At 70.4% G+C, this 26,340-nt stretch carries 26 protein-coding genes; 20 read left to right on the top strand and 6 right to left on the bottom strand.

The genetic code is table 11. From position 1 onward, the window contains the following. Window positions 1-207 precede the first annotated feature (207 nt). From ptsP to LQK89_RS10950, 9 genes are all read left to right on the top strand, one after another. A complete protein-coding gene (gene ptsP, locus LQK89_RS10990; RefSeq protein ID WP_231049122.1) occupies window positions 208-1,863 on the top strand; it encodes a phosphoenolpyruvate--protein phosphotransferase in 1,656 nt (551 codons plus the stop codon). A gap of 74 nt (window positions 1,864-1,937) precedes the next feature. After that, window positions 1,938-3,491, top strand: coding sequence for a PTS mannitol transporter subunit IICB (locus tag LQK89_RS10985; protein ID WP_175325883.1), 1,554 nt, complete (start codon window positions 1,938-1,940; stop codon window positions 3,489-3,491). Between the two features lie 74 nt (window positions 3,492-3,565). Further along, the gene (locus tag LQK89_RS10980; RefSeq protein WP_022907882.1) at window positions 3,566-4,003 is read left to right on the top strand and encodes a PTS sugar transporter subunit IIA; all 438 of its coding nucleotides are present in this window, start codon (window positions 3,566-3,568) and stop codon (window positions 4,001-4,003) included. Next, window positions 4,000-5,163 (top strand): mannitol-1-phosphate 5-dehydrogenase, encoded by a 1,164-nt coding sequence (locus LQK89_RS10975; protein WP_231049121.1) that lies wholly within the window; start codon window positions 4,000-4,002, stop codon window positions 5,161-5,163. Before LQK89_RS10980 ends, LQK89_RS10975 begins: the two co-directional genes overlap by 4 nt. A 287-nt stretch (window positions 5,164-5,450) precedes the next feature. Beyond that, window positions 5,451-6,383, top strand: coding sequence for an NADP-dependent oxidoreductase (locus tag LQK89_RS10970; RefSeq protein ID WP_231049120.1), 933 nt, complete (start codon window positions 5,451-5,453; stop codon window positions 6,381-6,383). A gap of 94 nt (window positions 6,384-6,477) precedes the next feature. Further along, on the top strand, window positions 6,478-7,149 hold the full coding sequence (locus LQK89_RS10965; protein ID WP_231049119.1) for a DUF805 domain-containing protein: 672 nt from the start codon (window positions 6,478-6,480) through the stop codon (window positions 7,147-7,149). Between the two features lie 63 nt (window positions 7,150-7,212). Next, a complete protein-coding gene (locus tag LQK89_RS10960; RefSeq protein ID WP_231049118.1) occupies window positions 7,213-7,743 on the top strand; it encodes a DUF805 domain-containing protein in 531 nt (176 codons plus the stop codon). Further along, window positions 7,740-8,477: a DUF805 domain-containing protein gene (locus LQK89_RS10955; protein WP_175325878.1), complete on the top strand. Its 738-nt coding sequence runs from the start codon at window positions 7,740-7,742 to the stop codon at window positions 8,475-8,477. The genes LQK89_RS10960 and LQK89_RS10955 overlap by 4 nt, the downstream gene beginning before the upstream one ends. Window positions 8,478-8,571: 94 nt before the next feature. Beyond that, a complete protein-coding gene (locus tag LQK89_RS10950; RefSeq protein WP_058742736.1) occupies window positions 8,572-8,850 on the top strand; it encodes a DUF4190 domain-containing protein in 279 nt (92 codons plus the stop codon). 140 nt (window positions 8,851-8,990) lie between these two features. On the opposite strand, the gene LQK89_RS10945 is transcribed toward LQK89_RS10950, so the two are convergent. The 6 genes from LQK89_RS10945 to LQK89_RS10920 form a co-directional block, all read right to left on the bottom strand. Then, window positions 8,991-9,635, bottom strand: coding sequence for a TNT domain-containing protein (locus LQK89_RS10945; RefSeq protein ID WP_231049117.1), 645 nt, complete (start codon window positions 9,633-9,635; stop codon window positions 8,991-8,993). Between the two features lie 70 nt (window positions 9,636-9,705). After that, window positions 9,706-10,479 carry a succinate dehydrogenase iron-sulfur subunit gene (locus LQK89_RS10940; RefSeq protein ID WP_058742734.1) on the bottom strand — a complete coding sequence of 258 codons (774 nt, stop codon included), beginning with the start codon at window positions 10,477-10,479 and terminating at the stop codon, window positions 9,706-9,708. Continuing rightward, window positions 10,479-12,287, bottom strand: coding sequence for a succinate dehydrogenase flavoprotein subunit (gene sdhA / locus LQK89_RS10935; RefSeq protein ID WP_058742733.1), 1,809 nt, complete (start codon window positions 12,285-12,287; stop codon window positions 10,479-10,481). The genes LQK89_RS10940 and sdhA overlap by 1 nt, the downstream gene beginning before the upstream one ends. Window positions 12,288-12,328: 41 nt before the next feature. Next, entirely contained in the window at window positions 12,329-12,775 is a 447-nt protein-coding gene (sdhD, locus tag LQK89_RS10930) for a succinate dehydrogenase, hydrophobic membrane anchor protein (protein ID WP_058742732.1), read from the bottom strand. Between the two features lie 21 nt (window positions 12,776-12,796). Beyond that, the gene (gene sdhC / locus LQK89_RS10925; protein ID WP_083520082.1) at window positions 12,797-13,246 is read right to left on the bottom strand and encodes a succinate dehydrogenase, cytochrome b556 subunit; all 450 of its coding nucleotides are present in this window, start codon (window positions 13,244-13,246) and stop codon (window positions 12,797-12,799) included. A 77-nt stretch (window positions 13,247-13,323) separates the two neighbouring features. Beyond that, window positions 13,324-14,562 carry a glycosyltransferase family 4 protein gene (locus tag LQK89_RS10920; protein ID WP_231049116.1) on the bottom strand — a complete coding sequence of 413 codons (1,239 nt, stop codon included), beginning with the start codon at window positions 14,560-14,562 and terminating at the stop codon, window positions 13,324-13,326. Between the two features lie 180 nt (window positions 14,563-14,742). On the opposite strand from LQK89_RS10920, the gene LQK89_RS10915 reads away from it, so the two are divergent. From LQK89_RS10915 to LQK89_RS10865, 11 genes are all read left to right on the top strand, one after another. Then, window positions 14,743-15,858 (top strand): mannose-1-phosphate guanylyltransferase, encoded by a 1,116-nt coding sequence (locus LQK89_RS10915; protein ID WP_058742730.1) that lies wholly within the window; start codon window positions 14,743-14,745, stop codon window positions 15,856-15,858. A 67-nt stretch (window positions 15,859-15,925) separates the two neighbouring features. Continuing rightward, window positions 15,926-17,872, top strand: coding sequence for an alpha/beta hydrolase (locus LQK89_RS10910; RefSeq protein ID WP_231049115.1), 1,947 nt, complete (start codon window positions 15,926-15,928; stop codon window positions 17,870-17,872). A 181-nt stretch (window positions 17,873-18,053) separates the two neighbouring features. After that, the gene (locus tag LQK89_RS10905; protein ID WP_231049114.1) at window positions 18,054-18,425 is read left to right on the top strand and encodes a hypothetical protein; all 372 of its coding nucleotides are present in this window, start codon (window positions 18,054-18,056) and stop codon (window positions 18,423-18,425) included. 208 nt (window positions 18,426-18,633) lie between these two features. Then, entirely contained in the window at window positions 18,634-18,963 is a 330-nt protein-coding gene (locus LQK89_RS10900; protein WP_231049113.1) for a hypothetical protein, read from the top strand. A gap of 28 nt (window positions 18,964-18,991) precedes the next feature. Further along, window positions 18,992-19,531 carry a hypothetical protein gene (locus LQK89_RS10895; protein WP_175325872.1) on the top strand — a complete coding sequence of 180 codons (540 nt, stop codon included), beginning with the start codon at window positions 18,992-18,994 and terminating at the stop codon, window positions 19,529-19,531. A gap of 96 nt (window positions 19,532-19,627) precedes the next feature. Continuing rightward, window positions 19,628-20,164: a hypothetical protein gene (locus LQK89_RS10890; RefSeq protein WP_231049112.1), complete on the top strand. Its 537-nt coding sequence runs from the start codon at window positions 19,628-19,630 to the stop codon at window positions 20,162-20,164. Further along, a complete protein-coding gene (locus LQK89_RS10885) occupies window positions 20,154-20,678 on the top strand; it encodes a hypothetical protein (RefSeq protein ID WP_231049111.1) in 525 nt (174 codons plus the stop codon). The genes LQK89_RS10890 and LQK89_RS10885 overlap by 11 nt, the downstream gene beginning before the upstream one ends. Window positions 20,679-20,943: 265 nt before the next feature. Then, a complete protein-coding gene (locus LQK89_RS10880) occupies window positions 20,944-22,017 on the top strand; it encodes a BMP family lipoprotein (RefSeq protein WP_058742724.1) in 1,074 nt (357 codons plus the stop codon). A gap of 82 nt (window positions 22,018-22,099) precedes the next feature. Then, window positions 22,100-23,620: an ABC transporter ATP-binding protein gene (locus LQK89_RS10875; protein ID WP_144804266.1), complete on the top strand. Its 1,521-nt coding sequence runs from the start codon at window positions 22,100-22,102 to the stop codon at window positions 23,618-23,620. 49 nt (window positions 23,621-23,669) lie between these two features. Next, a complete protein-coding gene (locus LQK89_RS10870; RefSeq protein WP_208738912.1) occupies window positions 23,670-25,049 on the top strand; it encodes an ABC transporter permease in 1,380 nt (459 codons plus the stop codon). Beyond that, window positions 25,046-26,332 carry an ABC transporter permease gene (locus tag LQK89_RS10865; RefSeq protein ID WP_180224982.1) on the top strand — a complete coding sequence of 429 codons (1,287 nt, stop codon included), beginning with the start codon at window positions 25,046-25,048 and terminating at the stop codon, window positions 26,330-26,332. The genes LQK89_RS10870 and LQK89_RS10865 overlap by 4 nt, the downstream gene beginning before the upstream one ends. Window positions 26,333-26,340 lie beyond the last annotated feature (8 nt).

Here is a 26,340-nt window from a genome sequence, read left to right as displayed (position 1 = left end):
GGACACGACCGGGCACGATCTCGACGGATCAGCGCGGATCGGTTCGTCCGTCAGACGCAAACGGGCATCTGTTTCTGCATTTTTATCCCCGGATGTGTTTGTTTGTCAACGTGGATCGGGGTAGTGTGACGTCACGCCGCCGCGGTCGAGCCATCGTTCGTCGCGCGGCAGCCCCAAGCACCTCCGCGTGAGATGAAGGAGTCTCGAATGACCGAACTGCTCGGCACCGGCGTCGGCCGTGGCGTCGCCCACGGCCCCGTGCTCCGCATGGCGGACCCGCTCGGCGAACCGTCGACCGCCCCGCTCGAGGGTTCCGCGGACGACGCGAAGCAGGCCGTGCACGACGCGCTCGCCGTGGTCGCGGAGGACCTCAACAAGCGCGGGCAGCTCGCCGGCGGCGACGCCCAGGCCGTGCTCGAGGCGCAGGCGCTCATGGCGCAGGACCCCACGCTCCTCGACGACGTGCACGCCCGCATCGACGGCGGCACGAACGCCGAGCGTGCGGTGTTCGAGGCGTTCGGCCAGTTCCGTGACCTGCTCGTCGGCATGGGCGGCTACATGGGGGAGCGTGCCGCCGACCTCGACGACGTGGCGCAGCGCATCGTCGCGAAGCTCCGCGGCGTCCCCGCCCCCGGTGTCCCCGAGTCGGACACCCCCTTCGTGCTCGTCGCCCGCGACCTCGCGCCGGCGGACACCGCACTCCTCGACCTCGACAAGGTGCAGGCGCTCGTCACCCGTGACGGCGGCCCGACCTCGCACACCGCGATCCTCGCCCGCGCCAAGGGCATCACGGCCATCGTCGGCGTCACCGGGGCCGACGCCCTGGCCGACGGCACCGAGGTCGTCGTCGACGCCGCCGCCGGCACCGTCGTCACCGAGCCGTCGGACGAGCTCGTCGCCGACGTCGAGCGCCGCATCGCCGAGCGCGCCGCCGCGGCGTCCGCGCCGCTCACCGCCGGTGCGCTCGCCGACGGGCACACCGTCCCGCTCCTGGCGAACCTCGGCAGCCCCGCCGACGCCGCCGGTGCCGTTGCTCTCGGTGCGGAGGGCGTGGGGCTCTTCCGCACCGAGTTCCTCTTCCTCGACGCGCCGACGGCCCCGACCGTCGAGCAGCAGACGGCGTCCTACCGCCAGCTGCTCGAGGCGTTCCCGGGCAAGAAGGTCGTCGTCCGCGCGCTCGACGCCGGCGCCGACAAGCCCCTGCCGTTCCTCACCGACAAGGACGAGGAGAACCCGGCGCTCGGCCGTCGCGGCCTCCGCGCCCTCCGGAACCACGAGGAGGTGCTGCGCGACCAGCTCACCGCCCTCGCGCAGGCCGACGCGGCGACCGAGGCCGACCTCTGGGTGATGGCCCCGATGGTCGCCGACGCCGAGGAGACCGAGTACTTCGTCGACCTCGCCCGCGACCTCGGGATCCGCACCGCCGGAGTGATGGCCGAGGTGCCGTCGCTCGCCCTGATGGCGGAGCAGGTCCTGACGCACGCCGACTTCGTGTCCATCGGCACGAACGACCTGACCCAGTACACGATGGCCGCCGACCGCATGCTCGGCACCGTCGCGTCCTACCAGGACCCGTGGCACCCCGCCGTCCTGCGCCTCGTCGCGCAGCTCGGGCAGGCCGGGCAGACCGCCGGCAAGGCGGTCGGCATCTGCGGCGAGGCGGCGGCCGACCCGCTCCTCGCCGTCGTGCTCGTCGGCCTCGGCGCCACCACCCTCTCGATGACCCCCGCGGCCCTGGCCGACGTGCGCGCCGAACTCGGCAAGCACACGCTCGACCAGGCCCGCGAGATGGCGAAGGCGGCACTCGCCGCGAGCACCGCGGCGGCTGCCAAGTCCGCCGCGGCCGCAGCGCACGCCGCCTAGCCGCAGCACCACCGCAGCACAGCAGCACCCCACACCCTCCACCACTGCAGCACCCATCACAGAAAGCCAGGCACATGACAACGTCGTCCGTTGCAGCGCCCGACGCTCCCGCGAAGTCGCGGGGCGGCGCACGCGTCGCCGTGCAGAAGTTCGGCACCTTCCTCTCCGGCATGGTCATGCCCAACATCGCGATCTTCATCGCGTGGGGCCTCATCACCGCGTTCTTCATCGAGACTGGCTGGACGCCCGTCGGCGTCCTCGGCGGCTTCGGTGAGACGAACGGGGTCGCGAACATCGGTCTCGTCGGCCCGATCCTGACCTACCTGATCCCGCTCGCGATCGCCTTCCAGGGCGGCCGGATGATCTACGAGACCCGCGGCGCGGTCGTCGGCTCGATCATGGCGATGGGCGTCATCATCGGCGCCAACGGCACGATCATGATCCTCGGCGCGATGATCTGCGGCCCGCTCGGCGCGTACCTCATCAAGCAGATCGACAAGATCTGGGACGGCAAGATCAAGCCGGGCTTCGAGATGCTCGTGAACAACTACGCGGCCGGCATCCTCGGCTTCGCGCTCGCGCTCATCGGCTTCTTCTGGCTCGCGCCGCTGTTCAAGCTCATCGCAGAGGGCCTCGGCGCCGCGGTGAAGTTCCTCGTCGACAGCTCGCTCCTGCCGCTCGCCAGCGTCATCATCGAGCCCGCCAAGGTCTTCTTCCTCAACAACGCCATCAACCACGGCGTCCTCGACCAGCTCGGCGCGCAGCAGGTCCAGCAGTCCGGCAAGAGCATCCTGTTCCTGCTCGAGGCCAACCCCGGCCCCGGTCTCGGCATCCTGCTCGCCTTCACCTTCTTCGGCGTCGGCATCGCCCGCTCGACCGCTCCCGGTGCCATCCTGATCCAGTTCTTCGGTGGCATCCACGAGATCTACTTCCCGTACGTGCTGCAGAAGCCGGTCCTGTTCCTCGCGGTCATCCTCGGCGGTGCCACCGGTGTCGCGACGAACGTCGCCTTCCAGTCCGGCCTCGTCGCCCCGGCGTCGCCCGGTTCGATCATCGCGGTGCTCACGGCGACGGCGAAGGACAGCTACGTCGGCGTCATCCTGTCGGTCGTCCTCTCCGCGGCGGTGTCGTTCGCGGTGGCTTCGTTCTTCCTGCTCGCGAGCCGGAAGCGTGACCTCGCCAACGGCGGCGGCGACATGACCGCCGCGATGGCGAAGCTCCAGGCCAACAAGGGCCGCGACGTCAACGCCGCGACCTCGGGCCTGCTCGGCAACAACGCGCCGCGCACGGAGGAGGAGACCGAGGCCGCCTTCGGTGGCGTCGGCTCCGGCACCGCGACGGCGACCCGCGTCGAGAACGTCGTGTTCGCCTGCGACGCCGGCATGGGCTCGAGCGCGATGGGCGCCAGCGTCCTGCGGAACAAGGTGAAGAAGGCGGGCATCGAGGGCGTCACGGTCGTCAACAAGGCGATCGCGAACCTCGACGGCACCGAGGACCTCATCATCACGCAGGAGGAGCTGACGGACCGCGCCCGGCAGAAGAACCCGAACGCACAGCACGTGTCGGTCGGCAACTTCATGAACGCGCCGCAGTACGACCAGGTCGTCGACCAGCTCAAGAACCAGTAACAGCGTGCAGTATCGGAGGGGGCGGGCTCAGGTCCGCCCCCTCCACCACGTCCTCGAACAGCAAGGAGAACCCCATGCCCGTCCTGCAGGAGAGCCAGATCCGCATCCACACGGAGGACACCGCTCCGACCAAGTCGGAGGCGATGAAGGAGGCCGCCGAGATCCTGGAGGCTGCAGGCGCGGTCACGGCGGACTACTACCCGGCGATGCTCGAGCGTGAGAAGAGCGTCTCGACGTACATGGGCAACTTCCTCGCGATCCCGCACGGCACCAACGACGCGAAGGACGCGATCAAGTCGTCCGCGCTGTCGTTCATCCGCTACGCCACCCCGATCGACTGGGACGGCAACCCCGTGCGCTTCGTCGTCGGCATCGCCGGCGTGAACAACGAGCACCTCGACATCCTGTCCAAGATCGCGATCGTGTTCTCCGACGAGGACGAGGTCCAGAAGCTCACCGACGCCCCGGACACCGCGGCGATCCTGTCGATCCTCGGCGAGGTCAACGAGTGACCTCCGGCACGCGCACCGCGGTCCACTTCGGCGCCGGCAACATCGGGCGTGGTTTCGTCGGGCTCCTGCTCCACGAGGCCGGTTACGAGGTCGTGTTCGCCGACGTCGCCGCCCCGCTGATCGACGCCCTCGCCGCCGCGGACTCCTACACCGTGCACGAGGTCGGCCAGGGCGCCCAGGACCACGAGGTCACCGGGTTCCGGGCCGTCAACAGCGCCCAGGACGAGGCCGGCGTCATCGCCGAGGTCGCCGCGGCCGACGTGGTCACCTGCGCCGTGGGCCCGACGGTCCTGAAGTTCATCGCCCCCGTGATCGCCGCCGCGCTCCGGCAGCGCGACGCCGACGCGGCGCCGCTGGCCGTGATGGCGTGCGAGAACGCGATCAACGCCACCGACCGGCTGCGCGAGTTCATCGTCGACGCGCTGCCTGCCGAGTCGCGCGACGAGGCGCTGGCGAAGGCCGTCTTCGCGAACACCGCCGTCGACCGCATCGTCCCCGCCCAGCCCGAGGGCGCCGGCCTCGACGTCACGGTGGAGACCTACCACGAATGGGCCATCGACCGCACCCCGTTCGGCGGCTCCGAGCCCGAGATCCCGGGCGCCCACTACGTCGACGGCCTCGCGGCGTCGATCGAGCGCAAGCTCTTCACGGTCAACACGGGGCACGCCACCGTCGCCTACCACGGCTTCCTCGCCGGGGCGGACAAGATCTCCGACGCGATCGCGATCCCCGCGGTGCGTTCCGAGCTCGAGTCGGTCCTCGCCGAGACGAGCGACCTGCTCGTGCGCCGCCACGAACTCGACCCCGAGGTGCACCGCTCCTACGTCGAGGCGATCATCGGCCGGTTCGAGAACCCGCACCTGCCCGACACGGTCACCCGGGTCGGCCGGCAGCCGCTCCGCAAGCTGTCCCGCGACGAGCGATTCGTCTCACCGGCCGCAGCCCTGGCCGAGGACGGCACCGAGCCGACCGCGCTGCTCGACGCGATGGGTGCGGCACTGCGCTTCGACGTCGCGGACGACGAGCAGAGCGTCGAGCTGCAGGAGCTGCTCCAGTCCGACCGCGCGGACGCGGACGTCGCGACCGAGATCACCGGGCTCGACGCGCAGCACCCGCTGCACGCCGCGTTCACCGAGCGGGTGCGCGCAGCGCGCGCCTGAGACGCGACCCCGGGACGGACGGGACGCACGGTGCCGGCTGGCACCGTCCTCCCTCGCAGGCTCGGTCGGCGCGCCCCGCGCAACGCTTCACGTTGCCCGTGAGCGGGGCGCGCCCGTCCGTGGTGGGTCCGGCCCGCCACCCGGGGCGAGCCGCTGCGCTCTCCGCGAGACGCCCCTTCGCCCGCGCGACGCCGCGTCGCCCGCGAGACGCCGCCGGATCCGGCGGTGTCTCGGCGACGGGGCGGTGTCTCGGTGGCGTCCGGGCGTCCCGGCGTAGCGTCAACGCCATGACGAAGCACTGGGTGGCGCCGCGGTTCGGCGGCAGCGAGGTCCTGGAGTACGCCGACACCGAGGTCCGCGGCCCCGGCCCGGGCGAGGTCACGATCGACGTCCGCGCGGCCGGCATGAACCCCGCCGACACGAAGCACACCCGGCAGGGCGACCCGTCCGACCTGCCGATCCCGATCGGGTACGAGGTCGCCGGGATCATCAGCGCCCTCGGCCCGGACACCACGATCGCCTCGGGTGGGGGAGCCGTCGGCGACGCGGTCCTGGCCTTCCGCATCTCGGGTGGCTGGGCGGAACGGATCACGGTGCCCGCCGCCGACGTCTTCGCCAAGCCCACGTCCCTCGGGTTCCCCGAGGCGGCGAACCTGCTCCTGGCCGGCACGACCGCGGCCGACATGCTCCGCGTCACGCGCGCCGAGGGGTCGGACACCGTGGTCGTCCACGGCGCCTCCGGTGCCGTCGGCGTGAGCCTGCTCCAGCAGCTGCGGCTGCTCGGGGCACGGGTCATCGGCACGGCCTCCGAGCGCAACGCCGACACCGTCCGCCGCTTCGGTGGCGAGTGGGTCGCGTACGGCGACGGCCTGGAGGCACGCATCCGTGCCCTCGCTCCGTCCGGTGTCGACGTGGCACTGGACTGCGTCGGGAGCGACGAGGCCGTGGACGTCTCGCTCGCGGTGGTCGCGGACCGGAGCCGGATCGTCACGATCGCCGCCTTCGGCCGCGCGGAGGCGGACGGCATCCAGGCCGTCGGGGGCGCGCAGCCCGAGAGCAAGGCGTTCCGGGACTCCGTGCGGCAGCGGCTCGTCGACCTGGCCGCGGACGGACGGTTGGTCGTGCCCGTGGCGCGGACGTTCCCGCTCACCGACGCGCAGGAGGCCGCCCAGGTGCTCGAGTCGCAGCACCCCGGCGGCAAGCTGGCGCTGGTGCCCTGACGCTGGTCGGTCGGCGCGGATCCGCCTGCAGGGGGACGTGGGGTGGTCCGGTGGGCTGCCAGACTCGGAGGGCACCGCGATCCGGGAGGACCCCATGAGCAACCAGGACCCCTACGGTCAGCAGCCGTCGTACGGGCAGCAGCCTTCGTACGGTCAGCAGCCGTCGTACGGTCAGCAGCCGTCGTACGGGCAGCAGCCGTCGTACGGTCAGCAGCCGTCGTACGGGCAGCAGCCGTCGTACGGGCAGCAGCCGTCGTACGGGCAGCAGCCCCCGTACGGGCAGCAGCCGCCGTACTCGCAGCAGCCGCCGTACTCGCAGCCGCAGTACGGCCAGCGGCCGCCCGCGCCCGGTCGGGGGCAGGTCCCGCCGCTGTGGGCGCCGTGGTACGGCATCCCGTTCCACGAGGCGTTCACCCGCTTCTGGAAGAAGTACGTCCGGTTCGACGGCCGTGCAAGCCGCAGCGAGTTCTGGTTCTGGGCGCTCTGGTACGCGATCGGTTCGGTGGTGGCGGGCATCCTCGGCGGTCTGCTCGACGGGCTGCCGTTCGTCTCGAACGCGGACGACGGCGTCACCACCCTGTGGTCGCTGGCGTGCGCGATCGGCTTCGTCGCGCTGACCATGCGGCGCCTGCACGACGTGAACCTGTCCGGGTACTTCGCCCTCTTCTTCATTATCCCGCCGATCGGCGTGCTCTTCGCCCTGATCGTCGGACTGATCGGCACCGATCCCCAGGGGCAGCGGTTCGACCGACCCGATCAGGTGTGACATGCAGGCCGGTCGTTCTGGTTTGATCGTGGGGAACGCAGGACCGACCACGAGGGGGACACCGTGACACAGCCGCAACCAGGAGCGCCGTACCGTTCCGCGACCGAGCCGGCGTACGGCGGCCCAGCGGGTGAGCCGCCCATCTGGGCGCCCCGGTACGGAGCGTCGTTCGGGCAGGCGGTCGGACGCTTCTTCCGCAAGTACGCGACCTTCAGCGGTCGTGCGAGCCGCAGCGAGTTCTGGTGGGCGTACCTGGTGGTCGCCGGGGTGTCGTTCATCCTGGTGGCGGTCGCGATCGCCTACCGGGTCGCGACGGTCGAGTACCGGACCTACGACCTCGGCGGCGGCCAGGTCTACCAGGCGACGACCCCGCCGGGGCCGGTGTTCTGGCTCCTCCTGGCCCTGCCCGCGCTGTGGTGGCTCGCGACCATCGTGCCGACCCTCGCCCTCGGGTGGCGGCGTCTGCACGACGCGAACCTGCCCGGCGCGCTGTACCTGATCGCGGTGTTCGTGGGGATCGTGGGGATCGTCTTCGGTCTCCTGCCGTCGAACCCCGAGGGCGCCCGACACGACCGACCGGAGGCAGGACGATGACGAACGACCAGACCCCGCAGTGGGGCAAGCCGGACCAGCCCGGCGACCAGCAGCCGCAGTACGGGCAGCCGCAGCCGTACGGGCAGCAGCCCCAGTACGCGCAGCCGCAGCAGCCGTACGGGCAGCCCCAGCAGTACGGGCAGCAGCCCCAGCAGTACGGGCAGCCGCAGCAGCCGTACGGGCAGCAGCCCCAGTACGGGCAGCCCCAGGCCGGCCAGCCCTACCCGCAGTACGTCCCCGCCGGCCCGATCCCGCGGGACGCGAGCGGCGCCCCGCCCCTCTGGGCGCCTTGGTACGGCATCGGGTTCCTCGACGCCTTCACCCGGTTCTGGAAGAAGTACGCGCGGTTCGACGGTCGCGCCAGCCGCAGCGAGTTCTGGTACTGGTTCCTCGCGAACGCGATCATCTCGACGATCCTGTTCGGCGGCTACATCGCCGGCATGATCGCCTGGGCGGCGTCGTCCACGACGGTCGACGAGTACGGGCAGTCCTCGTCGAACGGCTCGATCCCGGTCGTCGGCATCCTGTTCCTGGTGCTGTACTTCGTGTGGTGGGCGGCGACCATCGTGCCGACCTTCGCGCTCGGGTGGCGCCGGGTGCACGACGCGAACCTCGCCGGACCCTTCTGGCTCATCTCGCTCGTGACCGGCATCGCGGCGATCGTGTTCGGTGCGCTCGAGTCGAACCCCGCGGGCGCGCAGTACGACCGCCCGGACGGCCAGCCGACCGCCTGACGTCGCACCGCGGACGGGACGCCCCGCCACCGGTACATTGGGGCCGACCAGCCGCCCGGTCTGGTCCTGCAGCACTCTTCCCGAGGGGGACCCCATGACCACCGCCCAGCCGTACAAGCCCGCAGCGCCGGCGTCCGACCGCTTCAGCGTCCTCGCGATCGTCGGGTTCGTCCTGGCCTTCGTCGTGAACATCGCCGGGCTCGTCGTGAGCATCATCGCGCTCGTCCAGCTCAAGCGTACCGGCGAGCGTGGCCGCGGACTCGCGCTGGCCGGCGTGATCATCAGCGCCCTGTCGATCGTGCTCAGCATCGTGTCGATGATCGTCGTGTTCTCCGCAGCGGCGAACATGCAGGGCACCACCGGCGGGTACTGAGCCGACACCCGCACCCCGGGCGGCTCCTGAGCCGTCACCCGCGCGACGGGCGGCTCCTGCGCCGACATCCGCACCACGACGAAGCGGCCCACCCCGTCAGGGGTGGGCCGCTTGGTCGTGCTCGAGCCGGGCGCCGCTGGTCAGACCACGCGGAGCCGGACGAGCGAGCCGTCGACGACGAGGTCGCGGATCGTGACCGACGGGTCCGCGGTCCGGAAGCGCAGCGCACCGCCGGGTTGGTCGAACCAGGGCTGCACGAACGAGACCTCGACCAGGAACGGCCGGTCGACGACGTACCGGTGCACCTCGGGCGCCGCCGCGACGTGGGGCGGCAGGGAGCGCTGGGGGAGCGGGGTGTCGAGCGGGTGCAGCAGGTACCCGTCCGGACCGCCGGCGCGGTCGACGGGCACGCCCGCGGGGATCTGGATGCGTAGGCCCTGCTCGCCGGCCTGGGCGACCTGCTGCGCGAGCTGCGGGTACGTCGAGGCGGCACGGTCGCGGAGCCCGTCGAGCTCGTGGCGGGGGATGTCCCGCGGCGCCGGGAACGCGCGGTTCAGGAAACGCCGCAGCATCTCGACCGCATCGGCCTCGCCACGGGCGGTCGCGAGCCGACGCGCGGTGCCGTAGTCGACGACCTCGAGTGCGAAGTCGTCCGGCTGGTCTGCCGGCACGATGCGGAGCGCGCCCTCCACCGGCGGCTCGTGCAGTTGCTCCCCGGGGAGCTGCACGTACCGAACGGTGTAGCCGAGCTGGTCGAGGATGGGGCGGGTCTCCGCGAACGTCATGGCCGCGAGCCTACCGGGCGCCGACATGCCGTTCGCCGAGATCCCGCTGGGTGCTCGGCGCACACCGGCTTCACGCGCCGCCGCGCATGATCGCCTGCTTGACCTCGGAGATGGCCTTCGTCACCTGGATCCCGCGCGGGCAGGCCTCGGAGCAGTTGAAGGTCGTGCGGCAGCGCCAGACGCCCTCCTTGTCGTTGAGGATGTCGAGCCGCACGTTCGCGGCGTCGTCGCGGGAGTCGAAGATGAAGCGGTGGGCGTTGACGATGGCCGCCGGACCGAAGTACTGGCCGTCGGTCCAGAACACCGGGCAGGACGACGTGCACGCGGCGCAGAGGATGCACTTCGTGGTGTCGTCGAAGCGGGCGCGGTCCGCGACGGACTGCACGCGCTCCTTGCCCTTCTCCGGCTTGCTCGACGCCTGCAGGAACGGCTGGACCTCGCGGAAGGACTGGAAGAAGGGCTCCATGTCGACGACGAGGTCCTTCTCGAGCGGCAGGCCCTTGATCGCCTCGACGTAGATCGGCTTCGACACGTCGAGGTCCTTGATGAGCGTCTTGCACGCCAGACGGTTGCGCCCGTTGATCCGCATCGCGTCGGACCCGCACACGCCGTGCGCGCAGGAACGGCGGAACGTCAGCGACCCGTCCTGCTCCCACTTGATCTTGTGCAGGGCGTCGAGGATGCGGTCGGTCGGCAGCATCATGACGTCGAAGTCCTGCCAGCGCGGCTCGTCGTCGACCTCGGGGTCGAAGCGCCGGACGATCACCGTCACGGGGAACGATCCGGGAGGGGCGTCCTGCACGGTGTCGGTGCGGGGGGCGTCGGAGACCAGGGTGTCGGTCATCAGTACTTCCTCTCCATCGGCTCGTAGCGCGTCACCACGACGGGCTTCCAGTCGAGCGTGATGTGGTCGTCGGCGAGTGACGAGTGCGGGTCGCCCGTCAGGTACGCCATGGTGTGCTGCATGTAGTTCTCGTCGTCGCGCTTCGGGTAGTCGTCGCGCATGTGTCCGCCGCGGCTCTCCTTGCGGTTGCGCGCGGAGTAGACGACGACCTCGGCCAGGTCGAGCAGGAAGCCGAGCTCGACCGCCTCGAGCAGGTCGGTGTTGAACCGCTTGCCCTTGTCCTGCACGGCGACGTTGCGGAACCGGTCGCGCAGCTCGTGGATGGTCTCGGTCATCTTGCCGAGCGACTCGTCGGTGCGGAACACCTGTGCGTTCTTGTCCATCTCGTCCTGCAGCTCTTTGCGCAGCACGGCGATGCGTTCGGTGCCGGTCGAGGAGCGCAGCTGCGCGAGCATGTCGCGGATCCCGGCGGCCGGGTCCTCCGGCAGGGGGAGGAACTCCGCGGTCTGGACGTACTCGGCCGCGTTGTTGCCGGAGCGCTTGCCGAACACGTTGATGTCGAGCAGCGAGTTCGTGCCGAGGCGGTTCGAGCCGTGCACGGACACGCACGCGCACTCGCCGGCGGCGTACAGACCGGGGACGACGGTGGTGTTGTCGTACAGGACCTCGGCCTTGACGTTCGTCGGGATGCCGCCCATCGCGTAGTGCGCGGTCGGCATGACCGGCACCGGCTCGACGACCGGGTCGACCCCGAGGTAGGTGCGCGCGAACTCGGTGATGTCCGGCAGCTTCGTCTCGAGGACCTCGGCACCGAGGTGCGTGCAGTCGAGCAGGACGTAGTCCTTGTTCGGGCCGGCACCGCGGCCCTCGGCGACCTCCTGCACCATGCACCGGGCGACGATGTCGCGGGGGGCGAGGTCCTTGATCGTCGGGGCGTAGCGCTCCATGAAGCGTTCACCGGAGGCGTTGCGGAGGATCGCCCCTTCGCCGCGGGCGCCCTCGGTGAGCAGGATGCCGAGGCCGGCGAGGCCGGTCGGGTGGAACTGGAAGAACTCCATGTCCTCGAGCGGCAGGCCGGTGCGCCAGACGATGCCGACGCCGTCGCCGGTCAGGGTGTGGGCGTTCGAGGTGGTCTTGAACATCTTGCCGAAGCCACCGGTCGCGAAGATCACGGCCTTGGCGTGGAAGACGTGCAGGTCACCCGTGGCGAGCTCGTACGCGACGACGCCCGCCGGCTGCTTGCGCGTGACGCCGTCGTCGCCCGTGACGTCCACCATGACGAGGTCGAGCGCGTAGAACTCGTTGTGGAACTCGACGCCGAGCTTCACGCAGTTCTGGAACAGCGTCTGCAGGATCATGTGGCCCGTGCGGTCCGCGGCGTAGCAGGCCCGGCGGACCGGGGCCTTGCCGTGGTCGCGGGTGTGGCCGCCGAAGCGACGCTGGTCGATCTTGCCCTCCGGGGTGCGGTTGAAGGGCAGGCCCATGTTCTCGAGGTCGATGACCGCGTCGATGGCCTCCTTCGCCAGGATCTCGGCGGCGTCCTGGTCGACCAGGTAGTCGCCGCCCTTGATCGTGTCGAAGGTGTGCCACTCCCACGAGTCCTCTTCGACGTTCGCGAGTGCGGCGGCCATGCCGCCCTGCGCCGCGCCCGTGTGGGAGCGGGTCGGGTAGAGCTTCGAGATGACGGCGGTCTTGGCCTTCGGGCCGGCCTCGATCGCGGCGCGCATCCCGGCGCCGCCCGCGCCGATGATGACGATGTCGTGCTGGTGGTGGTGGACCGTGGTCTCGGTCGGGGTGTTCGCAGGCACAGGGGTCTTTCGTTCGGAGGAGGAGCGGTCGTCGGGGATCGTCAGCGCGCCGGGCAGAACGACGGCAGGTCCGCAGCGGCGGCGCCGGCGGGGCACGGGTCGAACGTCCAGCAGACGAGCAGCCCGAGCACGACGAGTGCGACGCAGGCGATGAGCACGGCGAGCAGCAGGGTCTTCCGGATCCCGGGCTTCGCGACGTAGTCGTTGATGATCGTGCGCATGCCGTTGGAGCCGTGCACCAGGGCGAGGACCAGCATGAGCGAGTCCCACACCTGCCAGAACGGGTTGGCCCACTTGCCGGCGACGAAGGCGAAGTCGATCTGCTTGACGCCTTCACCCGCGACCATGTTGACGAAGAGGTGGCCGAAGATGAGCACGACGAGCAGGACGCCCGAGGCGCGCATGTAGATCCACCCCCACTTCTCCCAGTTGGTGGTGCGGCGTGCGGCGCTGGCCGAGCGAGGCGGCTCGACGGTCTGTGTGGTCATGGTCGTCTCCGGTCCCTTCGCCTACTGGAAGTCCGCGACGAGGTTCATGAGCTGGCGCGGGAGGAAGCCCGCGATGAGGACTGCCCACACGACGATCACGATCCAGAACATGGCGCGCTGGTACTTCGGGCCCTTCGACCAGAAGTCCACCAGGATGATGCGCAGGCCGTTCAGGGCGTGGAAGACGATCGCCATCACGAGAGCGATCTCACCGAGGTTCATGATCGGCGTCTTGTAGGTCCCGATGACGGCGTTGTAGGCCTCGGGCGAGAGCCGCACGAGGGCCGTGTCGAGGATGTGCACCAGCAGGAAGAAGTAGATCGCGACGCCGGTGATCCGGTGCAGCACCCACGACCACATCCCCGTGGACCCGCGGTACAGCGTCCCCTCGAGCTTCCGGGACGCGCGCGGCGCATCGATCGTCACGCGCGGTTCGACCACCGTCGTCCCGCCTGCGGTCTGCTCGGCCATGAGCAAGTCCTCCCATAGGACGGGCTCGCCGATCGGCGAGCCCTTGCCGTTCGTGTTCGTGTGGAACACGACCCATCCTATGCGCCTGCGCTGACCTTCTCGTCCCGACCGGCCCGCGCGGTGCGCGTCAGGGCAGGCGGCGCGCCGATCGTCCGCGCCGTGTCGTGGTGCGCGAGGAGCTGGTCGCCGATGGCCTCCCACGTGGTGCCTTCGACGCGGAGCCGCCCGGCCGAGCCCATCCGCGCCGCGGCGTCCGGGTCGCCGACGAGCCCGAGCACCGCCCGGCGCAGTGCCTGCGGGACGTCCGGGTCGTACAGCTCGCCGTCGAGGCCCGGCGCGACGAGGTCGAGCGGACCGCCGGCGGCCGGTGCGACCACGGGCAGCCCGGTCGCGTGCGCCTCCTGCAGGGTCTGGCCGAAGGTCTCCGCGGGTCCCGTGTGCACGAAGACGTCGAGCATCGCGTACGCGTCGGCCAGCGCGTCGCCCCGCAGCGGACCGGTGAACGTGACGTCGAGGTGCCGGAGCCGACGCTCCAGGTACGCGCGGGACGGGCCGCCCCCGGCGACGACGACCCGGATCCCGGGGAGGCCGCCGAGCTCGGCGAGTCGCTCGACCTCCTTCTCGGGCGCGAGCCGCCCGACGTAGCCGACGATCGTCTCGCCGTCCGGCGCGATCCGCCGACGCGCGGCACGCACCGACGCGCTGTGCCGACGGTCCGGGTGGAAGAGCGTCGTGTCGACGCCCCGGCCCCACCGCGTCACCCGCGGGACGCCGTCCTCGGCGAGCATCGCGGCGGTCGCGCTCGACGGCGCGAGCGTCAGCGACGCGCCGGCGTGGATGCGCCCGAGGATCCTGCGCACCAACGGGACGGTCGCCGTCAGGCCGTTGCGGCGTGCGAACCCGGCCACGTCGGTCTGGAAGACGGCGACGGAGGGGATGCCGAGCCTCCCGGCCGCCGTGATGGCGCGTCCACCCAGCAGGAACGGACTGGCGGCGTGGAGCACGTCGGCGCCGGAGGCGGCGAGGATCGTGTCGAGGACGGGGTGGGGGAGGGCCACGGGGAACTGGCGGTACGCCACCGCCGGGATGCGGTGGACGTCGAAGGAGCGGTAGCGCTCCACCTGCGTCTTCGAGCGGAACTGCGCGAGTCCGGGGGTGTCCGGGGCGATCACGACCGCGCGGTGCCCGCGGCGCTCCAGGTGGTCGAGGACCGCCAGGACGCTGGTGGTGACGCCGTTGAGGGTGGGCAGGAAGCTCTCGGTCACGACGGCCACGGTCCGTTGGGACGTGCCGCGCTCCACGCTGCGTGCGCTCATGGTGCGGCCCATGCTCCGCGGCCGGCGTGACCGGGTGGTGCGGTCCGCGTGAACGCCCGGCAGGCAGGTGGTGAACACCCGGACGGGAGGATCGGGGCCCGGTCCGGCGCGCGCTGGTGCGTCCGGGCACCGTGCGGGCGGCTTCCAGGTCGCGTCCGGCGGGACCGGTACGGTGAGCGCGTGGCAGACGCACTCGAGGACTTCTACGCGATCATCCCGGCCGGCGGCATCGGCTCCCGGCTGTGGCCGCTGTCGCGCGCCGACGCACCCAAGTTCCTGCACGACCTGACCGGCTCCGGCACCTCGCTGCTCCGGCAGACCTGGGACCGGCTCGCGCCGCTCGCCGGCGACCAGCGGATCATGGTCGTCACCGGCCGGGCGCACCGTGCCGCGGTCGAAGCGCAGCTGCCCGGGGTCGCCGACCACAACGTCGTGCTCGAGAGCGAGCCGAAGGACAGCACCGCGGCGATCGGTCTCGCCGCGGCGATCCTGCACCGCCGCGAACCGGACGTCGTCGTCGGGTCCTTCGCAGCCGACCACGTCATCGGCGACGCCCGCGGCTTCCGTCGGTCGGTGCGCGAGGCGGTCGCTGCGGCGCGAGCCGGGTACGTGACCACGATCGGCATCACCCCGACCGAGCCCGCCATCGGGTTCGGCTACATCCACGCGCACGGCGAGCCGATCGGCATCGAGGGTGCGCCGACCGTGCACGCGGTCCGGTCGTTCGTCGAGAAGCCCGACCTCGACACCGCCCGCTCGTACGTCGAGCAGGGCACCTACCTCTGGAACGCGGGCATGTTCATCGCCCGCGCCGACGTCCTGCTCGCCGAGATCGGTCGGACCAAGCCCGAGCTGCTCGCCGGGATCGAGGAGCTCGCCGCCGCCTGGGACACCTCGTCGCGCGGTGCGGTCGTCGACGCGATCTGGCCCGGGCTCGAGAAGATCGCGATCGACTACACCGTCGCCGAGCCCGCGGCGGCAGCCGGCCGGATGGCGGTTGTGCCCGGGGACTTCGACTGGGACGACGTCGGCGACTTCGCGTCGCTCGCGAAGCTGCAGTCCGGCGGTCGGGCGAACAACCTCGCGGTGCTCGGGGACGGCGCGCGCATCCTCGCGGACTCCTCGAGCGGCATCGTCGTCTCGCACAGCCAGCGGCTCATCTCGCTGATCGGCGTCGAGGACATCGTGGTCGTCGACACCCCGGACGCGCTGCTCGTCACGACGAGCGCGAACGCGCAGCGGGTCAAGGGCGTCGTCGACGCGCTGAAGATCAGCGGCCGGGGCGACGTGCTCTGAGGCGTCGCTGACCTGGTGTACGGTGATGTTCCGGTCGCGGGGGCCGGGACGACTCGGGGGAGTGCTGATGGGGGACATCCGGTTCGACGCTGCGGATGCGCGTGCGCTCGCACGCGTTGCGCGACGAGCAGCCGACGCGTTGCGGGGGCAGGGGGGTCCGCGGTCGGACGCCGTCGCGTCCGCACTCGACGACTTCGAAGGGTCGTACGCCGAGCGGTTCCGGAGCGCCGCGGTGGTCGAGGCTGAGGACCGGGCGCGGTTGGCGGGGGTGCTGGTCGACCTCGCCGACCAGGTCGACGCCGCGGTCGCCGCTGCTGAGCGTGAACGGGAGCGGCAGCGTGACCACGCTGCGTGGAAGGCACGTGCCGCTGACCGGGAACGGGCGGCGTCCGTGGCCGAGGCCTTCGCCGGCGCTGCAGGGCGATCGCTTGTCGACGCGTGGGAGAACGTCACCGACCGCGAGCCGTCGACCGAACCCGGACCGAGGCCGGAAGTCGACGCCGAGTTCCGGGGACGCGAGCGTGCGCGCTACGGCGGCGGGGTGAGTCGTGGCAGGAGTTCTGCCGACCCGAGCGCGCTCCGGGCCTTCGTCACGACCGTTTCCGGACTGGACACCGGCGCGTCGGCCGACTCCGAGCGGGTGCGATCGGCATGGTCGTCGTTCCGGTCTTCCTGCGCCTGGGTCGCGGTCGACCGCGCGAGCATGCCGGCGGGCTTCGAGCGGTACGTGCGGGAGAACGACGAAGACCGGAGCTGGATCGGCAGGATCGCCGACGCCTTCGAGGTCGCCGGCGGCCGTGGATCGCTGTCGAACGTCGCCCTCGACATCGCCGCGACCGGACAGGCGGCGCCTGCCCTCCGGCAGCTGTTCGCCGACGGCCTGACGCCGGCAGAGGTCGCAGAGCGGTGGGGCGCGCTCGGGCTGACGACGGCCGACACCGGCGTGTTCGACGCGCTGCCGACGGACGTGCTCGCGCGACTCGGCAACCTCGAAGGTGCCCCGTACTGGGCGCGGAGCACTGCGAACACGCTCGTGCTGAACCAGCGGCTCGTCGACGTGGAGCGCCAGATCGAGCAGCTGGAGGGGACAGGGGCAGCGGCTGGGGACGGCTCACGGGCATTGGCCCGGGAACTCACGGCGCTGTACGCGGACCGCAAGGCCCTGCGCAACATCAACGCGGCGTTGACGAAGAAGGGTTCGGACGGCAAGCGCTTCCTCATCGCGCTCACCGATGATCGACCGCCGCTGGCTGCCGTCTCGATCGGTGATCTCGACCGCGCGGAGTCGGTGACCTGGGCCGTCCCGGGCATGGACACGACGACAGCGGACATGACGACGTGGGCGAGGGCGGCTCAGAACATCGCAGACGAGCAAACCGACGTTGCTGACAACACAGACATCGCAAGCACTCCGGACCGAGCAGTGGTCGCCTGGGTCGGGTACGCCACACCGGGGCCCGAGGACGTGCTCCTCATGGACAAGGCGAAGAAGGGTGGCCAGCGACTCGCGGATTCGATCCGCGGATTCTCGGCCGTCCGTGGAACCGATCCCGTGAAGACGAACATCGTGGCGCATTCCTACGGCACAACCACCGGTGCTGTGGCCCTGGCCGAGCGAGGCGTCCACGTCGATCGCTTCGTCGCGCTCGGATCCGCCGGACTACCCGACGGTCTCGACGATGCGGACCAGCTGCACGCGGACCAGGTCTTCGCGGCTCAGGCGAAGGACGGCCCGACCGGCAAGTCCGGGAAGGGTGACGAATGGGCAGCGTTCGGTCGCGAGAAGAGCTTCGCCCATCGCGTGGACCCGACCGAGCCGACCTTCGGAGCGACCGTGTTCGGTGCCGATGGTGGAACAGGAAGCGACGGCCAGCCCCTCTCGTCAGTCCTACACCACGCGCCGGTGTTCCAGGATCAACGGGGTTACCTGGACCGTGGCACCGAGTCGCTCCACAACGTCGCACTCGCCACCACAGGTCAGGACGAGTTGCTCACCGGGACGCGGTCTCAATGACCCCGTCCGACGAACGAGGAAGCCCATGAACTCACGAAACCTTGCCTGTCGCACCTTCGCGGCGACGGCGGCGCTCCTGACACTCGTCGTCGGGGTCGCCGGATGTGCCGTGCAGCAGCGTGACACGACCAGACCGAGCGAGAGGACCCAGTCCGTGGACGCCGACACTGCAAAGCGAACCATGATCGACATCGTCGACCAGACGACCGCTGCGCTCGGTGGGGAGTGGGAGACGCGTACGTCTCCTGACTACGTCGAAAGCTGCCAGCTGTCGGGTGACGAAGAGGGAGCTCGGTGGGTGTACCGCGTTGCTCGATCAGGGTCCGGCGACAATGATGCGGATGCTGCTGCTGCCTCCGACATCTGGACATCCGCCGGTATGACCGTTGACCGGCTTGCTGACACCAAGGGGCCAGCGCTGGTTGCTCGCGGCGGCGATCGCGTCGAGACGATCCGCCTCTTCGCCTTCCCCGACAACTACAGCATCCAGGCGCTCTCGATGTGTTTCGCTGGCGACGCCGACGAGATCGAGGAGCGGCAGGCCGAAGAATGACGCGCCCTGCAGCGTCACCGCTGTCTCGACCACGATGGAACGGCGCGCGGAACGTCGCGAGCTTCGTCGCCGTGTCCGCGGTCGTTGGACTGCTGACCGGATGCGTGCTGCGCGTCCCCTCGGACACGGGGACGGCATCTGATTGCCCGGCGTCCGACGCCGACAGCGCCGAGCAGCGGCGGAGACGACATCGCCGGCATCGGGGCGGATGCCGAAGACGAACATCGTGGCGCACTCACACGGCGCGATGACTGCTCCCGTCGCGCTCGCCGAGCAGGGAGTCCCCGTCGACCGTTTCGTCGCATCGGGCTCGGCCAACTTCCCGAAGACCTGCGGTCGACGTCCGACGTCCCCGCGGACCACATCTACGCAGCACGCGCCGACCGGCAAACAGGGCATGGGTGACGAGCGGGCCGAGTTCGGCCGCGAACAAGGTCACGCACCCCGCTCCGTCGATCGAGGAACCGAGAGCCTGCGCAACGTGGGACTCGCGACCACGGGCCGCGATGCCGAGCTCACACCGGCGACACCAGGATGAGAAGCCGGAGAGCACCGAGCGGAGACGAATGTCTGACGAGCTGACCGTGCGGCGCCGGACGAGCGTTGTTCTGACCCCCCTTGCCCTGATGATCCTCATCGGCGGTTGCACGCAGCACCCTTCGACGACTGCGACACCGACCGAGGAAGGAAGGGCGACCAAGGTGGACCCCGAGACTGCCCAGCGCAAGATGACCGAGATCGTCGACCGGACCGCTGCGGCGCTCGGGGGCGAGTGGGTCACCACACAGGGGCCGGACTACGTCGACAGCTGCACGCTCCCGGACGGAGGAGAAGGAGCCAACTGGGTCTCCCTGGTGACCCGGACGGACGAAGGCGGCGATCTGGACCACGACGCTGCGACGGTCACGGGCGCGTGGCAGTCCGCGGGCATGACGGTCGAACGAGTCGCAGATGCTGACGGCCCGGTGGTCGTCGGACGAGGTGGAGCTTCCACAGCCTTGATCGATCTGTACGCGTTCCCGGGCAAGTACACCTTGGAAGCCGAATCGCTCTGCTTCCCAGGGAGCGCCGACGAGATCGAAGAGCAGCAGAGCACCGGGTCCTGAGGTCAGGCAGGTGACTGCCCGGTCCGCGCCCGATGGGCGCGCCGAACCGTCTGCTGCCGTGACCATGGACCGACTCACCGACCTGATCGGAGACAGATGACGAACGAAGATCGCCATGTGAAGCGCCGTGGCGTCGTGAGCGTCCTGATGGCGGCAGTCGTGATCGGACTGCTCGCGGGATGTGTCCGCTCGACACCAGACATCGGAACGACTCGAGGAACGGACCACACCGTGGACGCGCAGACAGCGAAGCAGCAGATGATCGACGCCGTCGACGACACGGTCCAGCGTCTCGGCGGAGAGTGGAAGCCGCGCACCGGCCCTGACGCGCCCGAGAACTGCAGGCTGCCCGACGGATCGAGCGGAGCACACTGGCGGTACCTGACGGGGAGCACGATCGAAGGGACGCCGGACAAGGACGGACCGGCAGTCGCCCAGCACTGGCGCGATCAGGGCATGCAGGTCACCGAGCGTGACACGAGCACCGGGCCCGTGGCCTTCGGAGGTGGCGGACGGGAGATCGCCTCGATCAGCTTCTCCGCAGCCTCCGGCAACTACACCGTCCAGGCCGTGTCGTTGTGCTTCCCGGGAGACGCCGACCGGATGGCTGAAGAAGACGCTGATGCTCCGTAGCGGACGACCGAGGCGCTCCGTCCTCGTCGCCACCGTCGTCGTGCTCAGCGGGCTGCTCGCTGGGTGCACCCTCGGAGCGCCGGACACGAGCACGACACGACGAACGGAGCCCACCGTGGACGTCGACAGCGCCAAGCAGCGCATGATCGAGGCGGTGGACGACGCCACAGCCCGTCTCGGCGGAGATTGGAAGCCGCGCACCGGCCCCGACTACGCCGAGGACTGTGTGTTGCCCGACGGCGAGCAGGGCGCGCGTTGGCGGTACCTGACGGGCAGCGAGCTCGCGGGGGACCCGACGGCCGACGGGGCCCGGATGGCGGACCACTGGCGGGCTCAGGGGATGGAGGTCGTCGTCCGCGACTCGGAGGACGGCCCCGCGGTGTTCGGGAGTGGCGGCGACGACATCGCCGGCATCAGCGTGTACGCGTACTCGGGGAACTACACAGTTCAGGCCCTCTCGCGGTGCTTCCCGGGCGACGCCGACCGGATCATGGAGCAGCTGTCCGACGAGTGATCGCTCCGCGGATGAAGATTCCGTGCACGGCCCCCGATCCTCAGCGTCGGCTGTAGCGCTCCACCACGAAATCTCGCCGCGACCCCCGAAGTGGGGTCGACAGCGTGGCCTCCGGTTACGGGCCTGTTTCCACGGGGTCGCGATCCCGTAACTGATCCCAGCGGCCCCTCAGGGGCGTTCTGTACCGGCCCGACGGTCGTGTACTGTCGCCACGATCGCCCGGAACGCACGTGGTCCGGGCACCGCTCCCCGGAGGAACCAACCCGTGACATCTCGTACCCGCCAGGTCCTGCTCAGCGGCCTCGCCCTCGCCGGCACCGTGGCAGTCCTCGCCGGCTGCTCGGCCGCCCCGTCCGAAACCGCGACGTCGAAGAAGAGCGACTTCCGCCCCTGCATGGTCTCCGACGCCGGTGGCTTCGACGACAAGTCGTTCAACCAGCTCGGCTTCGAGGGCATGAAGGACGCCGCGGCCGACCTCGGTGCGACGTACAAGTCGGCCGAGTCGAAGGACGCCACGGTCTACGACTCGAACATCCAGCAGCTCGTCGGCCAGAACTGCAACCTCATCGTCACGGTCGGCTTCAACCTCGCCGACGCCACGAAGAAGCAGGCCGCGGCGAACCCCGACACCGACTTCGCGATCATCGACGACAACTCGATCGACGCCAAGAACGTCAAGCCGATCACGTTCGACACCTCGCAGGCGGCGTTCCTCGCCGGCTACGCGGCCGCGTCGTACTCGAAGTCCGGCGTCGTCGGCACCTTCGGCGGCATGCAGATCCCGACCGTCACCATCTTCATGGACGGCTTCGCGGACGGCGTGAAGTACTACAACGAGCAGAAGAAGAAGGACGTCAAGGTCGTCGGCTGGGACGTCGACAGCCAGAAGGGCTCCTTCACCGGTGGCTTCGACGCCGGCACGCAGGCGAAGGCCGTGGCGCAGACGCTCCTCGACCAGAACGCCGACGTGATCCTGCCCGTCGGTGGCCCGATCTACCAGTCAGCTGCCGAGGCGATCAAGGACGCGAACAACGGTTCGGTCCTGATCGGTGCGGACAGCGACCTGTACGAGGCCGACCCGCGCTACAAGGACATCGCGTTCACGTCCGTCGAGAAGGGCATGCGCCCGGCCGTCAAGGACGTCGTCGAGCAGGCCGCGGACGGCAAGTACTCGAACACCCCGTACGTCGGCACCCTGAAGAACGACGGTGTCGGCATCGCGCCGTTCCACGACTACTCGTCGAAGGTCGACTCCGGCCTGCAGGGCGAGCTGGACAAGATCAAGTCGGGCATCATCGACGGCTCGATCACGGTCGAGACCAAGGCGACCGTCAAGTAGCACGACCGATGCGGGCGGGGGACGAGTCCTCCGCCCGCATCGACGTGTCCACAGCACCACCGACAGGAACAGACCCCGGAACATGAAGCTCGAACTCCGTGGCATCACGAAGCGGTTCGGACCACTCGTCGCCAACGACCACATCTCGCTCACCGTCGAGCCGGGTGAGGTCCACTGCCTCCTCGGCGAGAACGGCGCGGGCAAGTCCACGCTCATGAACGTCCTCTACGGCCTCTACCAGGCCGACGAGGGCGAGATCCTCCTGGACGACGTCGTCCAGGACTTCGACGGACCCGGCGACGCGATGCGCGCCGGCATCGGCATGGTGCACCAGCACTTCATGCTCGTGCCCGTCTTCACCGTCGCCGAGAACGTCATGCTCGGCCAGGAGCAGACCTCCTTCGGCGGCCGACTCGACCTCGCCGGGGCCCGCGCCCGCGTTCGGGAGATCAGCGACCGCTTCGGCTTCGACGTCGACCCCGACGCCCGGGTCGAGGACCTGCCCGTCGGCGTGCAGCAGCGCGTCGAGATCATCAAGGCGCTGTCCCGCGACGCCAAGGTCCTGGTGTTCGACGAGCCGACGGCCGTCCTCACGCCGCAGGAGACCGACGAGCTGATGGGCATCATGCGCCAGCTCCGCGAGGCCGGCACCGCGATCGTCTTCATCACGCACAAGCTCCGCGAGGTCCGCGAGGTCGCCGACCGCATCACGGTCATCCGCCTCGGCGCCGTCGTGGGAGAGGCCTCGCCGACGGCGACGAACAACGAGCTGGCCGCCCTGATGGTCGGCCGTGCCGTGTCGCTCGTGGTCGACAAGGCACCGGCGACCGGCGGGGACGACGCGCTCGTCGTCGAGCACCTGACGGTCACCGACCCCTCGGGCGTGGTCCTCGTCGACGACGTCTCGTTCACGGTCCGCCGCGGCGAGGTGCTCGCGATCGCGGGCGTCCAGGGCAACGGGCAGACCGAGCTCACCGAGGCGATCATCGGCCTCGAGCCCGTGCACGCCGGTCGGGTCACCCTCGACGGCAAGGAGCTCACCGGGCGCACCGTCAAGCAGGTGCTCGACGCGGGTGTCGGCTTCGTGCCCGAGGACCGCAAGGAGGACGGCCTGGTCGGCGAGTTCACCATCGCGGAGAACCTCATGCTCGACCGCGCCGACCACGACGAGTTCGTCCGCGCCGGCACGATCCGCTCCGCCGAGCGCGACGCGTTCGCGGACGAGAAGATCGCCGAGTTCGACATCCGCACGCCGTCCCGCACGACGGCGGCCGGCCGGCTGTCCGGCGGCAACCAGCAGAAGATCGTCCTCGCCCGCGAGCTCAGCCGCGAGCTCCGGCTCTTCGTCGCCGCGCAGCCCACGCGCGGCATCGACGTCGGGTCCATCGAGTTCGTCCACAAGCGCATCGTCGCCACACGCGACACCGGCGTCCCGGTCATCGTCGTCTCCACGGAGCTCGACGAGGTCGTGGCGCTCGCCGACCGGATCGCGGTCATGTACCGCGGCGGCATCGTCGGCATCGTCCCCGCGGACACCCCGCGCGACGTCCTCGGCCTCATGATGGCCGGGGAACTCCCCGAAGGAACGGAACAGGTCGCATGATGGCCGCCGAACTCGCAGCAACCACAGCAGAAGGAACGGAGCTGGCAGCGTGAGCACCCCCACGCCGGACGACACGACGCGACCGGCGACCCCGGCCCCCGCGTCGGACGACACGACGCGACCGGCGACCCCGGCCCCCGCGCCCACCGACGACCGTCTGCAGGACACCGAGGCCACCCCGCACCTGATGACCGACTCCGCCGCCGACTCCGAGCGGCGCGCGGGCGGCGACCGGTGGCGGGCCGCGGCGCAGCAGATCGTGAACGGCTCCGTGCTCGTGACGGTCCTGGCCGTCGTCCTCGCCCTGGTGGCCTGCGGCATCCTGATCGCGGTCACCGACGAGAACGTCCGCACCGCCGCCGGGTACTTCTTCGCCCGGCCGACGGACACCCTGCAGGCGATCGGCACCTCGGTCGGCGGCGCCTACGCGTCACTCTTCCAGGGCTCGGTGATCAACTTCGGGGCACCGTCCTTCGCGCAGGCCATCGTGCCGATCACGCGCTCGGTCGACTACGCCGTGCCGCTGATCGCCGCCGGTCTCGGCATCGCGCTGTCGTTCCGCGCCGGCCTGTTCAACATCGGCGGCCAGGGGCAGATCCTGATGGGCGCCGCGGCGGCCGGCTGGGTCGGCTTCTCGTTCGACGGCCCCGCCGCGCTGCACATCCCGCTCACCGTCCTCGCCGGCATCGTCGGCGGTGCGGTCTGGGGCGGCATCGTCGGCGTGCTCAAGGCCCGGACGGGTGCGAACGAGGTGGTCGTCACGATCATGCTCAACTACGTCGCGCTCTACCTGGTCAGCTTCCTGCTCCGCACCCCGGGTCTCCTGCAGGCCCCGGGGAGCGCGAACCCGATCTCGCCCGCGACGAAGGACAGCGCGGTCTTCCCGGCGCTCTTCGGTCCGCGGTACGGGATCAACCTCGGGTTCGTCGTGGCGATCATCGCGGTCGTCGTCGTCTGGTGGCTCGTGAACAAGTCGTCGCTCGGCTTCCGCTTCCGCACGATCGGCGAGAACCCCCGCGCGGCCCGTGTGGCCGGCATGAGCGTCCCCGCGCTCACGATCTGGGTGCTCGTGATCTCCGGCGCGCTCGTCGGCATCGCCGGCGCGTACCAGGTGCAGGGTGCGGTGACCTCGGGCTTCACGTCCGGGATCGACGCCGGCATCGGCTTCGACGCGATCACGGTCGCACTGCTCGGCCGCTCGAAGCCGTGGGGCGTGTTCTGGGCGGCGATCCTGTTCGGTGTCCTGAAGAACGGCGGCTACGCCATGCAGGCCGCGAACGGCATCCCGATCGACATCGTCGGCGTGATCCAGGCGCTCATCGTCCTCTTCATCGCCGCGCCGCCGCTCGTCCGCGCGATCTTCCGGATCCCGCAGCCGGGAGCCCGCCGCCGTGTCCGCAAGAACAGCAAGAAGGCGGTCGCCGCATGAGCACCATGACCCCCACCGCGGTCCCGGCCCTGCCCGCCGACCGTCCCGTCGAGACGACGCGCAGCTGGAAGACCCCGATCGCGTTCGGCGTCTTCACGCTCCTCGCCCTCGTCCTCTTCGGCTTCGCCCGACGCCCCGGCACCGCGACGTTCCGCCTGGCCTCGGCCGGCGACTTCTTCGCGCTGCCGAACGTCCCGCTGCCGGCCGCCGCCACCGGCGTGGTCGTCATCGTCCTGCTCGCCCTCGCCACCGTGTACGCGGTCATCGAGACGCGCGGTGCCCGCCGGGTGCCCCTCTGGGTGACCGCGCTCTTCGCGCTGGTCTTCGTCGTCGGCTTCCTCAGCTGGGCCGTCGCCGGTGACTCGATCACCATCCCGGGCATGCTCGTCGGCGCCCTGAGCCTCAGCGTCCCGCTGGTGTTCGGTGCCCTCGGCGGTGTCATCTCGGAGCGCGTCGGCGTCGTGAACATCGCCATCGAGGGCCAGTTCCTCGCCGGCGCGTTCACCTCGGCGATGATCGCCTCGCTGACCGGCTCGGCGTGGGTCGGTCTCGTCGGCGCGCTCGTCGCCGGTGTCCTGGTGTCCTTCGTCCTCGCGGCGTTCAGCATCAAGTACCTCGTCGACCAGGTCATCGTCGGTGTCGTCATCAACGCGTTCATCTCGGGTCTGACCGGCTTCCTGTACTCGCAGGTCCTGTCGCCGAACCAGGGCACGCTGAACGTCGGCATCCGCTTCCCCAAGATCGAGATCCCGCTGCTCCACCAGATCCCGATCATCGGCCCGATCTTCTTCGAGCAGACCGTCGTGGTCTACCTGGCGTACGTCGCCGTCGCGGTGGTCACCTTCGGCCTGTTCAAGACCCGCTGGGGCCTGCGCCTCCGTGCGGTCGGCGAGCACCCGCAGGCAGCCGACACGGTCGGCATCAACGTCGCCAGGACGCGCTTCTGGAACGTCTCGATCGCGGGCGCCGTCGCCGGTCTCGGCGGTGCGTACTTCACGCTCGACGCCGCGGGCGGCTTCACGAAGGACATGACGGCCGGCGCGGGCTACATCGCGCTCGCGGCGGTCATCTTCGGTCGTTGGGACCCGATCCGTGCGACGTTCGCGGCGCTGCTGTTCGGCTTCGCCTCGAACCTGCAGAACACGCTCGCGGCGGTCGGTTCGCCGGTCCCGAGCGAGTTCCTGCTCATGCTGCCCTACGTGGTCACGATCTTCGCGGTCGCCGGCCTGGTCGGACAGTCGCGCGGGCCGGCGGCCGCCGGCAAGCCGTACATCAAGAGCTGACGGACGGG

The organism is Curtobacterium sp. C1 (genome assembly GCF_021049325.1).
Lineage (GTDB): Bacteria > Actinomycetota > Actinomycetes > Actinomycetales > Microbacteriaceae > Curtobacterium > Curtobacterium citreum.
Note: the sequence above shows the minus strand (reverse complement) of the source record. Positions and strands in the feature narration are given on the sequence as shown.

What these genes read in the sequence shown, in the direction of transcription:
- ptsP (WP_231049122.1), top strand. Translation starts at nt 208, where the DNA reads ATGACCGAACTGCTCGGCACCGGCGTCGGCCGTGGCGTCGCCCACGGC.
- LQK89_RS10985 (WP_175325883.1), top strand. Translation starts at nt 1,938, where the DNA reads ATGACAACGTCGTCCGTTGCAGCGCCCGACGCTCCCGCGAAGTCGCGG.
- LQK89_RS10980 (WP_022907882.1), top strand. Translation starts at nt 3,566, where the DNA reads ATGCCCGTCCTGCAGGAGAGCCAGATCCGCATCCACACGGAGGACACC.
- LQK89_RS10970 (WP_231049120.1), top strand. Translation starts at nt 5,451, where the DNA reads ATGACGAAGCACTGGGTGGCGCCGCGGTTCGGCGGCAGCGAGGTCCTG.
- LQK89_RS10965 (WP_231049119.1), top strand. Translation starts at nt 6,478, where the DNA reads ATGAGCAACCAGGACCCCTACGGTCAGCAGCCGTCGTACGGGCAGCAG.
- LQK89_RS10955 (WP_175325878.1), top strand. Translation starts at nt 7,740, where the DNA reads ATGACGAACGACCAGACCCCGCAGTGGGGCAAGCCGGACCAGCCCGGC.
- LQK89_RS10950 (WP_058742736.1), top strand. Translation starts at nt 8,572, where the DNA reads ATGACCACCGCCCAGCCGTACAAGCCCGCAGCGCCGGCGTCCGACCGC.
- LQK89_RS10945 (WP_231049117.1), bottom strand. Translation starts at nt 9,635, where the DNA reads ATGACGTTCGCGGAGACCCGCCCCATCCTCGACCAGCTCGGCTACACC.
- LQK89_RS10940 (WP_058742734.1), bottom strand. Translation starts at nt 10,479, where the DNA reads ATGACCGACACCCTGGTCTCCGACGCCCCCCGCACCGACACCGTGCAG.
- sdhD (WP_058742732.1), bottom strand. Translation starts at nt 12,775, where the DNA reads ATGACCACACAGACCGTCGAGCCGCCTCGCTCGGCCAGCGCCGCACGC.
- sdhC (WP_083520082.1), bottom strand. Translation starts at nt 13,246, where the DNA reads ATGGCCGAGCAGACCGCAGGCGGGACGACGGTGGTCGAACCGCGCGTG.
- LQK89_RS10920 (WP_231049116.1), bottom strand. Translation starts at nt 14,562, where the DNA reads ATGAGCGCACGCAGCGTGGAGCGCGGCACGTCCCAACGGACCGTGGCC.
- LQK89_RS10910 (WP_231049115.1), top strand. Translation starts at nt 15,926, where the DNA reads ATGGGGGACATCCGGTTCGACGCTGCGGATGCGCGTGCGCTCGCACGC.
- LQK89_RS10905 (WP_231049114.1), top strand. Translation starts at nt 18,054, where the DNA reads ATGATCGACATCGTCGACCAGACGACCGCTGCGCTCGGTGGGGAGTGG.
- LQK89_RS10900 (WP_231049113.1), top strand. Translation starts at nt 18,634, where the DNA reads ATGCCGAAGACGAACATCGTGGCGCACTCACACGGCGCGATGACTGCT.
- LQK89_RS10895 (WP_175325872.1), top strand. Translation starts at nt 18,992, where the DNA reads ATGTCTGACGAGCTGACCGTGCGGCGCCGGACGAGCGTTGTTCTGACC.
- LQK89_RS10890 (WP_231049112.1), top strand. Translation starts at nt 19,628, where the DNA reads ATGACGAACGAAGATCGCCATGTGAAGCGCCGTGGCGTCGTGAGCGTC.
- LQK89_RS10885 (WP_231049111.1), top strand. Translation starts at nt 20,154, where the DNA reads ATGCTCCGTAGCGGACGACCGAGGCGCTCCGTCCTCGTCGCCACCGTC.
- LQK89_RS10875 (WP_144804266.1), top strand. Translation starts at nt 22,100, where the DNA reads ATGAAGCTCGAACTCCGTGGCATCACGAAGCGGTTCGGACCACTCGTC.
- LQK89_RS10865 (WP_180224982.1), top strand. Translation starts at nt 25,046, where the DNA reads ATGAGCACCATGACCCCCACCGCGGTCCCGGCCCTGCCCGCCGACCGT.